The 10,715-nt window shown below is 64.2% G+C and carries 10 protein-coding genes; 6 read left to right on the forward strand and 4 right to left on the reverse strand.

Translation table 11 applies throughout. The annotated features are described in order from the left end of the window. The first annotated feature begins 64 nt into the window (after nt 1-64). Nucleotides 65-1,042, forward strand: coding sequence for an aldo/keto reductase (locus ABIB35_RS11785; protein ID WP_354181600.1), 978 nt, complete (start codon nt 65-67; stop codon nt 1,040-1,042). On the opposite strand, the gene ABIB35_RS11790 is transcribed toward ABIB35_RS11785, so the two are convergent. From ABIB35_RS11790 to ABIB35_RS11800, 3 genes are all read right to left on the reverse strand, one after another. Next, nucleotides 1,039-1,977 carry a sugar ABC transporter permease gene (locus tag ABIB35_RS11790; RefSeq protein ID WP_354181602.1) on the reverse strand — a complete coding sequence of 313 codons (939 nt, stop codon included), beginning with the start codon at nt 1,975-1,977 and terminating at the stop codon, nt 1,039-1,041. The two genes, ABIB35_RS11785 and ABIB35_RS11790, sit on opposite strands and share 4 nt — an antisense overlap. Continuing rightward, nucleotides 1,974-3,581 carry an ABC transporter permease subunit gene (locus tag ABIB35_RS11795; protein ID WP_354181604.1) on the reverse strand — a complete coding sequence of 536 codons (1,608 nt, stop codon included), beginning with the start codon at nt 3,579-3,581 and terminating at the stop codon, nt 1,974-1,976. Before ABIB35_RS11795 ends, ABIB35_RS11790 begins: the two co-directional genes overlap by 4 nt. A 129-nt stretch (nt 3,582-3,710) precedes the next feature. Next, nucleotides 3,711-4,997, reverse strand: coding sequence for a sugar ABC transporter substrate-binding protein (locus tag ABIB35_RS11800; protein WP_354181606.1), 1,287 nt, complete (start codon nt 4,995-4,997; stop codon nt 3,711-3,713). Nucleotides 4,998-5,307: 310 nt separating this feature from the next. Here ABIB35_RS11800 and ABIB35_RS11805 point away from each other — a divergent pair, with 310 nt between their 5' ends. The 4 genes from ABIB35_RS11805 to ABIB35_RS11820 all read left to right on the forward strand — a co-directional run bounded on the left by ABIB35_RS11805 (nt 5,308) and on the right by ABIB35_RS11820 (nt 9,677). Then, nucleotides 5,308-7,032: a glycoside hydrolase family 13 protein gene (locus ABIB35_RS11805; RefSeq protein ID WP_354181608.1), complete on the forward strand. Its 1,725-nt coding sequence runs from the start codon at nt 5,308-5,310 to the stop codon at nt 7,030-7,032. A 138-nt stretch (nt 7,033-7,170) separates the two neighbouring features. Beyond that, complete coding sequence (locus tag ABIB35_RS11810; protein WP_354181610.1) at nt 7,171-8,190, forward strand: LacI family DNA-binding transcriptional regulator; 1,020 nt, start codon at nt 7,171-7,173, stop codon at nt 8,188-8,190. 114 nt (nt 8,191-8,304) lie between these two features. Continuing rightward, nucleotides 8,305-8,670, forward strand: coding sequence for a DoxX family protein (locus ABIB35_RS11815; protein WP_354181612.1), 366 nt, complete (start codon nt 8,305-8,307; stop codon nt 8,668-8,670). A gap of 44 nt (nt 8,671-8,714) precedes the next feature. Continuing rightward, entirely contained in the window at nt 8,715-9,677 is a 963-nt protein-coding gene (locus ABIB35_RS11820; protein ID WP_354181614.1) for a hypothetical protein, read from the forward strand. A 129-nt stretch (nt 9,678-9,806) separates the two neighbouring features. On the opposite strand, the gene ABIB35_RS11825 is transcribed toward ABIB35_RS11820, so the two are convergent. Then, nucleotides 9,807-10,352: an HNH endonuclease signature motif containing protein gene (locus ABIB35_RS11825; RefSeq protein ID WP_354181626.1), complete on the reverse strand. Its 546-nt coding sequence runs from the start codon at nt 10,350-10,352 to the stop codon at nt 9,807-9,809. 63 nt (nt 10,353-10,415) lie between these two features. Here ABIB35_RS11825 and ABIB35_RS11830 point away from each other — a divergent pair. Beyond that, the coding region (locus ABIB35_RS11830) for a hypothetical protein (RefSeq protein WP_354181629.1) at nt 10,416-10,715 on the forward strand (300 nt) is incomplete at its 3' end.

Below are 10,715 nucleotides of genomic sequence, written 5' to 3' on the forward strand. Positions count from 1 at the left end.
AGACCCGCGAGCGCATGGACCCGGGCAAGGCCGCCACGATACGTCAAGGTATGAGAGTCACACCATGAGATTCGTAAAACTGGGAAACTCGGGAGCCACAGTGTCGGCAGTGGGCCTGGGATGCATGACCTTCGGTGATCCGCACCGTGGAAACCACGGCTGGACACTGCGCGAACCTCAGGCCCAACCGATCCTGCGGCGCGCTGTGGACCTGGGCATCAATTTTTTCGATACCGCCAACGTCTACTCGGCTGGGGACAGCGAGCGGGTCCTGGGCGGCACCGTGCTGAAGTACGCCAAACGGGAAGAGGTGGTCATTGCCACCAAAGTCCACGGCGAGATGGCCTCCGGCCCCAACGGGTGGGGGCTCTCCCGGAAGCACATCCTGTGGCAGGTGGATGAGAGCCTGAAGCGGCTGGGCACCGATTACATTGACCTTTATCAGGTCCACCGCTGGGACGCGACTACCCCGCTGGAGGAGACCCTGGAGACGCTGGACGGCCTGGTGCGGTCGGGAAAGGTGAGGTATCTGGGCGCTTCCACCATGTATGCCTGGCAGTTTGCCCGCGCCCTGACCCTGCAGCGGGCCCATGGCTGGTCCCCCTTCATCACTATGCAGGCCCATTACAACCTGGTGTACCGCGAGGAGGAGCGTGAGATGTTCCCCCTGTGCGAGGCCACCGGCATCGGGGTGCTGGCCTACTCTCCGCTGGCACGGGGCCGGCTGGCACGGGGCTGGGATGAAGTAACCCGGCGCCAGGAGCAGGATGAACTGGGCCACTCCCTCTATGAAGGCTCCGAAGAAGCCAACGGTGCCGTGGCTGATGCGGTGCGGAGCGTGGCTCTGCGCCATGGGGTTCCGCGCGCCCAGGTGGCCCTGGCCTGGGTCTTGACCCACCCAACGGTGAGCGCGCCCGTGTTCGGGGCCTCCGCCGTCGGGCATTTGGATGATGCTGTGGCCGCCCTGGACCTCCGGCTCACGCCGGAGGACCTGTATGAGCTCGAACGGAACTACACCCCGCGGGCCGTAGCCGGGTTCTAGCCCTTCACAGCACCGGTGGTGAGCCCGGAGGAAATGAAGCGCTGCAGGAAGAGGAACAGGGCCATGACCGGCAGCGCTGCCAGAACGGCTCCGGCGGAGAAAACGCCCCAGGTGCGGGATTGGCTGTCACCAACAAAGGAGTAGAGGCCCACCGCCAGGGTTTGGGTGTCCGGATCGTTCAGCACGATCGAGGCGATCAGGAACTCTCCGGTGGCGGTGATGAAGGACAGCAGCCCCACAATGGCAAGGATCGGAGTGACCAGGCGCAGGATGATGGTGAAGAAGATCTGAATGTGGCTGGCGCCGTCGATCCGCGCCGCCTCGTCCAGGGACTTGGGAACGGTGTTGAAGAAGCCGTACATCAGGTAGGTGTTCACGCCCAGCGCCCCGCCCAGGTAGACCATGATCAGGCCGGTCTGGCTGCCCAGCCCCAGCCAGGGCACCACGTCGGAAATCCCGCTGAGCAGCAGGAAGATGGCAACGACGCCGAGCATCTGCGGGAACATCTGCAGAAGCATCAGGCTCATCAGTCCGAACCGGCGGCCGGTGAACCGCATCCGGGAGAAGGAGTAGGCGGCCAGTGCGCCGAGGAACACGGTGCCGGCGCTGGTGATCAGCCCCACAACAAGCGTGTTCACAAACCATTTGGCGAAGGGCTTCTGCGGGTCCGAGAACAGGTCAACAAAGTTGTCGAACTGGATCGTGGTGAACAGGCCGTTGGCCGACACCAGGGTTCCGGTGGGGCTCAACGCGGCCGAGAGCACGTAAGCCAGCGGGAAGAGCGCAAACACTCCCATGACCACGCCCACCAGATGGCGCCAGCCCTTGTCCCGGAACCAGTGACCGAAACTTTTGCGCGGCTGCGGAACCGCACCGGCGCCTGCGGTGCGTTCAGTGGTCCCTTTACCTGCCGGGGTCAGAGTCGAATTGCTCATGAGTTCACTTCCTCCAGCGCCTTGGTCTGCCGGAAGCTGACCGCTGAGATGACTGCCACGATGATGAAGATCAGGACGGCCAGCGCGCTGGCCAGCCCGTAATCGCGTCCGGACCCCTGCCCGAAGGCCACTTTGTAGACCAGCGTGATCAGCAGATCGGTGGCTCCAATGTCCATGTTGGTGTCGGAGAACCGCGGCCCGCCGCCGGTGAGCATGAAGATCACATTGAAGTTGTTGAAGTTGAACGCAAAGGTGGAGATCAGCAGCGGTGCGGTGGAGACCAGCAGCAGCGGCAGTTTGATGGAACGGAAGATCCGCCAGGCGGAAGCACCGTCCATGCGTGCGGCCTCGTTGACGTCCTCCGGCAGTGACTGCAGGGCACCGGTGCAGACCAGGAACATGTAGGGGAAGCCCAGCCACGTGTTCACCAGCAGCACGCTAAATTTGGCCAGCCACGGGTCAGTCAGCCAGGGAATATCCGCTCCGCCGAACACCGCGGCGTTGATGAAGCCAAATTCCTGGTTGAGCATCCCGGACCACACCAGTCCGGCCAGGAACGCCGGGAACGCGTAGGGAAGGATCATGATGGTCCGGTAGAACTTCTTGCCGCGCAGATTCGCGTGGTTGAAAGTCAGTGCCAGGAACAGTCCCAGACCGAAGCAGAGCAGCACCGAGACCAGGGCAAAAGTAAAGGTCCAGAGGATGACGCTGACCAGCGGGCCGCGCAGATCGGGATCGGTGAAGGCCCGCTCAAAGTTATCGAAACCCACCCCCACCTTCCAGCCGGTGGCCAGGCGTTCGCCCCCGGCCGCAACAAAGGAGCCTTCACCGCCGTCTACGTAAACGACGCCGGTCTCAGTGTCCGTAAAGGTGTCGGCGGCCTCGTCGTAGATCAGCACCGGCTTGAACACATAGGCGTTGGACCCGTCAGCGGTCGCCAGGATCCCGTCGTCGAGGTCCTCCGACAGCGGAACCTTGATGGCGGTGATTTCCTGCTGGACGGAAAGCAGTTCGTTGAAGTTCAGGGTGCGGTAGCCGTCGGCACCCACGGCTTTGCCGGTGCCTCCGATTTCAGCGTCTTCGGCCTCGCTCAGCGGAACACCTGTGGTCCCGATGAGGACGCCGCCGTCGGGATCGGTGACCAGCAGGGACAGGACATCATCCTTCTCCACCACCGAGATCTGGTAGGCCGGCGAATCCGGAACGCGTTTCTGCGCGCTCATGGAGATGGAGGAGATCGCATCGTCCTTGGTGCTGTTGTGCCCGTCGCCGTAGTTGGTGAATGCCACGTAGCCGCTGTACACCACCACAAAGACCTGGAAGACAAGCAGGAACAGGACACCGGGGGCCAGGTACTTGGCCGGCAGGCCGCCGCGGCGCAGATAAATCCAGTTGATCAGCACCGTTACTGCGGCCGCGACGGCGAGGACGAGCCATTTCTCGTTCATGAACAGGGCCATGAGGACAAACACGGCAAAGGCATCCGTCAGGCCCAGGAGCAGGATCTTAGCCAGCAGGCCGGTCGTTGAATCCGGGCTGCGGCGGCGCTTCTTTGGTGGTGCGGGACTGTCGGAGCGGACAAGGGTGTCCAGCTGATCAACCATCGGGGTTCTCCTTGAACCGGTTCGGGCCGGGACGCTGCGCAGAATCTGGGCGGCGTCCCGGCCCGCATACCTAGTCCGCCGGCGAAACCGCCGGCGGACGTGTCTAACTTAGGTGCGGCTGATGCCGGACTACTTGGCGATCTTGGCTTCGACGTTGCTGACCATCGTGGCCCACGACTCTGCGGGGTCGCCCTGGCCCTTGATCAGGGCTAGCTCGGTGCCGCCCCAGTCAGCCCAGACAGCTCCCATTTCCGGGATGGCCGGCATCGGGACGCCTTCGGCGCCGATCTTGCCGAAGGCTGCGACGATCGGATCTTCGGCAGCCTTGTCGAAGGAGGCGGTCAGGGCCGGCGGACGTCCGCCGCCGTCGAACATGGCGTCCTGTACGGCTTCGGTGGTCAGATAGTTCAGGGCAAACTCTGTGGCGGCCAGGGTGTTCTGGCTCTTGGCACTGATGAAGAAGCCGTTGACGCCGATGAACGGCTGAGCGGGCTTGTCGCCGGTGGTGGGAAGCGGGTCAACGACGACGTTGATCCCGGCTTCCTGTGCCAGCGGTACGTTCCACGGCCCGGTCAGGAAGTACGGGGACGCTCCGGCATTGAACTTTTCCTTGGCAATGTCCGCGGAGATGTTGGAGTTCAGGATGCCAGCTCCGGCCTCGCCCCATTCCTTCACCTTGGCCGCAAAAGCCGCACCGTTTTCGTTGCCCAGTTCCAGCTTCGAGGCGTCGTAGCCGCCGGTCTCATCCGTTCCGAAGACGGGCACGCCCATGGAGGTCTGGAACGGGTACAGGTGGTAGGGATCGCCCTGCTTGGGATCCATGCCCACCAGGAACGGGAACTCGGCACCCTTTTCCACGGCGGCCTTGCCGTTGGCAATAACTTCGTCCATGGTTTCTGCCGGTTCGGGGACCAGGTCCGCGTTGCGCAGCAAGCCAATGTTCTCGATCGAGTAGGGAACACCGTAGGTGCTGCCCTCATAGGTCATGGCGGCGACGGCGGATTCCTGGAAGTCCGCGGCCTTGTCGCCCAGCTCGATCGGCGCGATCACGCCGTTCTGGACGAACTTGCCCAGCCAGTCGTGCGGGCCGACGATCAGGTCCGGACCCTTGCCGGTGGGAACCTGGGTGATGAAGTCATCCGAGACCTGCTCAAAGTCCTTGGTCACCAGCTTGATCTCAATGCCGGTGTCTTCCTTGAACCGGGCAGTGACATCAGTCAGGGCCGGGGAACGCTCCGCGTCAACCCACATGGTGAGGGTGGTGGCGCCGGCGCTGGCCAGATCAGTGGAGTCCGGGCTGTCGGCGGCGTCACTGCCGCCGCAGGCGCTCAGGACAAGGGCAGCGGTGACCGAAACGGCCCCGAGAGCGAAGGAACGGCGGCCGAACGCCGTCGTACCCGTGGTGTGCACCTTCATTGGTGTACCTCTCCTAGTTTTCAAGTGGTTTCTGGCTCGCCCAGGCTGATGCCCGAACCCCTTTGCGCTGGAATAGCACAAGGGCCAGGAGCAAACGGAACTCTCCGTCGAGACCTAAGTATGGAGAAAGTGTAAGCGTGTACACGTTGTGCGTCCAATCACAGATCTGCGTCACTTACGGATGCGGTCCGATGCATCAGAAATATGCCGGGCTTCCCGGGCGAACGCCGGAAAGTAAGCAATCTTATGACCGGCATCCGGAGTGCAAGCGTTTTCATTCTTGGTCGGATATACCCCTAGGATGGCTCCCATGCTCAGCGACGTTATCTCCGGCACCGGATCTGTTACCGGCCCCTCCCTTGTCCCCCTGCACGCTGCCTCCAGCGAGCAGGACCGCCAGTGGTGGCGTTCCTCCGTCATCTACCAGGTGTATCCGCGCTCCTTCCGCGACCTGAGCGGCGACGGCATTGGAGATCTCCCCGGCATCACGGCCGAGCTGGGTTCGCTGGCGGAACTGGACATCGACGCGCTGTGGCTTTCTCCGTTCTACAAGTCCCCGCAGAATGACGCCGGCTATGACGTGGCCGACTATTGCTCGGTCGACCCCCTGTTCGGAACGCTGGACGACTTTGATGCGCTGGTGGAAGCTGCCTCCGGCCACGGCATCCGGATCATCGTCGATCTGGTGCCCAACCACTGTTCCAACGAGCATGCCCTCTTCCAGGCTGCACTGGCCGCTCCGGCAGGCTCCGCGGAGCGGGACATGTTCATTTTCCGTGACGGCGCGGGCGATAACGGTGACGCTGCACCGAACAACTGGCAGTCCCACTTCGGCGGCTCAGCCTGGACCCGGACCACCAACCCTGACGGCACCGGAGGGCAGTGGTATCTGCACCTGTTCGATTCCACCCAGCCGGACTTCAACTGGGACAACCCCGCTGTCCGCGCCGAGTTTGAACGCGTACTGCGCTTCTGGCTGGATCGCGGCGTTGGCGGTTTCCGTGTGGATGTTGCCCACGCCCTGGTTAAGAAGTCCGGGCTGCCTGACTGGGGCGGCCGCGCGGACGGTTGCTCCTCGGAGGGTTTCCCGGGCCATGATGCGCCCATGTTCGGCCAGCCGGAGGTCCATGACATTTTCCGATCCTGGCGAAAGCTGCTGGAGGAGTACGACGGCGAACGCGTACTCTGCGCGGAAGCCACCATTGATCCGCTGGACCGGCTTTCGGACTGGGTCCGCCCGGATGAGATGCACCAGACCTTCAACTTCGCCTACCTGAACCACGACTGGCATCCCGGCGCCGTCCGTCACGTCATCGGCTCCTCGCTGGAGGCGTTCGACAAGGTGGGGGCACCCACCACCTGGGTGTTGTCCAACCACGACGTCGTCCGCCACGCCACACGCTTTGGCATCCAGGAGCACCAGGAGCGTCCCGGCGACGGTCTGGGCCCGGAGGATCCGCAGCCCAATAACGAACTCGGCCTTTCCCGTGCGCGTGCCGCAACACTGCTGATGCTGGCGCTGCCCGGCGGCGTTTACCTCTATCAGGGTGAGGAACTGGGTCTGCCGGACCACACCACCATGCCGCATGATTTCCGCCAGGACCCCAGCTATCACCGCACCGGCGGGGCACGCCTGGGCCGCGACGGCTGCCGTGTTCCTCTCCCCTGGTACTCGACGGCTGACAGTTTTGGGTTCAGCAGCACCGGTCAGGCCTGGCTGCCCCAGCCCGCCGACTGGGCCTCGCTGGCACGCGATGTTCAGCGTGAAGATCCGGCGTCAACCCTGAACCTCTACCGCAGCGCGCTGGCGGTGCGCCGGGAATATGCCCTCGGCGCCGGCTCGCTGGCCTGGTGGCCGGACGTCGACGGTGATTCCGCCGTCGCCTTCTTGAACGGGAACGTTCTGACTGTGCTCAACATGGGCACCGAACCGCTGACGCTTCCCGAAGGGGAGGTGCTGGTGGCCAGTGAAGCCGGTGCAGCCGGCGGAGGAATTCTGGCGCCCAACCGTGCCGTCTGGCTCCGGCTAAGCTAATGCGTGCGGCACCGGACCTCGGTCCGGTGCCGCAGCCCGGCTGTGTTCCTGTCCCACGTTCCTGTCCCGCTGCCGGTTCCTATCCAGTTAGCGGCCAGCTGCCGTTAATCCCAGCAGTCGCCGAATAGAGGAAAAACCGTGCCAGGCATCAAAGATGTGGCCGCACATGCCGGTGTCTCTTCGGCCACGGTCTCGCGTGCCCTCAGCGGCAACGGCAAGGTCTCCGAAGCCACCCGCCTCCGCGTACAGACGGCTGCTGATGACCTCGGATACGTCCTGTCCTACAACGCTTCCTCCCTGGCGTCGGGACGAAGCCGCAACATCGGCATAGTGATGCCGACCGTTGGCCGCTGGTACTTCTCCCAGGTGCTTGAGGGTGCTGCCGCTGCGCTGATCGATGCCGGTTACGACCTCACCCTCTACAACACCAGCGACGGGCCCGGCCACCGCGAAAGCGTGTTGACGGAGATGCTGCGCCGCAAGCGGCTCGACGCCGTCATTGCGGTGGCGCTGAAACTCACCGATGAGGAACTCGCCCAACTGCACGCCGTCGGTAAGCCCATCGTCGCCATCGGCGGACCCCTGCCCGGGACCCACGCCATTAGGGTGGATGAGGCCAATATTTCCGTGCTGGCAACGGAGCACCTGATCTCTCTTGGACATACCCGAATTGCCCACATTGGCGGCGGTGAAGAGCTCGAACGCGACTTTAGGCTGGGCAGCACCCGCCGGGACGGATACGAGCAGGCCATGGGCAGGGCCGGGTTGGAATGCCTGCATATCAACAGCGTGGACTTTTCTGTGGCCAGCGGAGTGCAGGCGGCTAAAACCCTCCTGGCGGCTCCGCACGGCCGTCCCACCGGCATCTTCTGTGCGTCCGATGAGCTAGCTATCGGCGCCATCCTTGCAGCAAGGAACCTGGGTCTGCGCGTCCCCGAGGATCTGTCCGTCATCGGCATCGACGGACACGAGCTCGGGGAGGTCTTCGGGCTCACCACCATCAGCCAGGATCCGAAGGGCCAGGGGGCAGCCGCCGTCGCCGCAGTGTTATCTCTTTTGGCGCAAAAACCCCTGGATGCCGACTGGATCCAGCGGTTTTATCCCACCGACTTTGTGGTCCGGTCCAGCACATCCGTGCCGTCTGACTTTCACCGGTGATGAACGGGTTGGCGCCGCACCTTTGACGGTTGTTGTTTCTCCCTCGTTTTGCCGTGCCAACCGTGCTTGACTGGAGCGTTCGATTAGTCCGGCCGAAGGAACACCGTCTCACCCATGTCCCTTTTTCTTTGGATCCTGCAGATAGTCCTGGCCCTCATGTTCATGGGAATCGGCGGCCAGCGCCTGACTCGATCCGCTCAGCAGCTGCGGAAGCTGCCCTGGACTGACGGTTATCACCCGGCGGCCATCCGCGCCCTGGGCGGTGTGGAACTTCTTGCCGGTCTGTGCCTGCTGCTCCCGGGAGTGCTGGGGTGGGCTCCCCTGCTGACACCCGTGGCCGGAGTAGGCTTGGTAGTCCTGATGGCCCTGGCGGTCCTGATGCACCTGCGCCGGGGGCAGCGGCAGGCCGCAGTTCTTCCGGTTATTCTTCTGGTCATGGCCGGGATCGTGGCATGGGGCCGGTTAACCCAGATGTTGTAGGTGCATTGGTGTTGCGTGCGGACACATGTTGTGAGCGGAGGAGCATGACGGACAAGGCCCAGGTCGTCGCTGACCTGTACGCGCTGATGCCGGAGGCGTTCACTGCGGCCAGGAATCGGATCGCCGCAGAAGCCTCGAAGAACGGGGACAAGGAACTGGGCAAGGCCATCCGGTCGCTGCCCAAACCCTCCGCAGGTGCCTGGCTGGTTAATATGCTGGCACTGCAGCGCCCCGAACTAATCTCGGAGGTCCTGGAACTGGGCGCACTTCTGCGCGAAGCTCAGAACGACATGGACCAGGAGCAGCTGCGCCTGCTTAGCGGTGAGCGGCAGCGGCTGCTGCGCTCTGCCGCTCGTGCTGCCCGCAGCCTCGCTGAAGAACTCGGCCATCCGGTCAGTGCCGCTGTGGGCGCCGAGGTGGAACAGACGTTGTGGGCTGCCATGACCGATGCCGATGCTGCGGCTGCCGCTGCAAGCGGACAGTTGGTGCGGGCATTGGAAGCGAACGGTTGGGATCCGGTGAAGGTGGAGGGATCCGTAGCGGATCCTGACTCAGTCCGCCCCCTCACTACAGGCGGCGCCCAGCGGCGCCCACCTCATGACACTTCGGACGATGACTCCGGTGGGGCCACGCTGCCCAGTCCGTCCGGCCAGAGCAGCGATCCCCGCGGCAAAGGCAATCAGGAACGCAAGGACAAGGCGGCGGCCGCCCGGGCACTTCGTGCCGCACGCACGTCCCTGGCAGATGCGGAGCGGAATTCCCAACAGGCCGAGGAAGCCCTGCGAACCGCCCAGGACGAAGTAGACGCCGTCGCGGACCGCCGGGATGAACTGACGGATGAAATCGATGAGCTCCGCGACCGAATCCGTGAGCTTGAACGGGAAGTGGCCACCGTTGACCGCCGGGCCGGATCCTTGGAACGGGCACGCGATGCTGCCCGCCGCACCGCGCGTGCCGCACGCCGAGCTGTGGAGAGGGCCCAGGCGAAACTCGAGGGCTTGGGCTAGGCAGAATCGCTGGGGCCAGGCGAAAGGGCTTGGGCCAGGCATCGACTGCCCGGTTCTGCGGCCTCGACAAATTGCTGGTCCGGCCCGATTGGATGGTTCGGTCGCGGTGAGACGGTTCCGCCTCGACGCTCAGAACGGCGGTGGATCATCGCCGTAATCGTCAGGGTCTGACCCTTCGGGTTCTGAGCCTTCAGAAGCTTGATTTCGCGGTGCCTGGCCCGGAGCAAGGCTGAGGTGGGGTTCGGTACGGTAGATCCTCCCGCCCGGCGAGGTCCACTCAATCACCCCGGGCCTGCTCTGCCGTGCTTTCCAAAACCCCCGCGTCTTGAACATGTGATGCCGCCGGCACAAATGCTCCAAATTGTCATGATCCGTGACACCACCCTGACCCCAGGGCTTCGTATGGTCAATCTCCGATAACAGGGCATTGGTCCGGCATCCCGGGAACCGGCACGTCCCGTCCCGGGCCCGCAGCCAACGCTGCAGCCCGGACGGTATTTTTCGTCTGCGTCCCACCCGCAGGATCTCCTCGGTATGCGGATCGCGTTCCACCGGGGTCCACCGGGCCGCCTCCCGAACAAGCCTGCGGGCAGCCTCAGGGCTGATCGGCCCGTATCCGTGCAGTTCAGCGGGCTGCTCATCAGCCCCGCACAACGTTTCGGCGCTGATCAGCACCAGAACCTCCGTCCGGGGCCCCGAAACCCTGCCCCTACGACGGGCAGCATCAGCATCATTGCCGTGGCTCCCGCCACCGGCCCCGGTGCCGCTCCCGGTTCCGTGGTTCCCGCCGGCCGTGCCGGTGCCACCCCCAGTCCCACCAGCGGTGCCCGTGTCCGTGCCGGCGCCCGTGTCCTTGTCCTTGCCCTTGTCGGTGCCCGTGCTCGCCGGGCCCTCCGGTGCCCACACTCCCGCACCCTCCACCCCCAGGCCCTCCACACCCGGGCCCCGGAGCAGATCCGCGAGAATATCCGCCCGCAACTGATCCACCAACCGCGGATCCCCCGCCGCCTGCTCACCCCGGGCCGCCACACTCAACTG

Source organism: Arthrobacter sp. UYP6, from assembly GCF_040547315.1.
GTDB lineage: Bacteria > Actinomycetota > Actinomycetes > Actinomycetales > Micrococcaceae > Arthrobacter_B.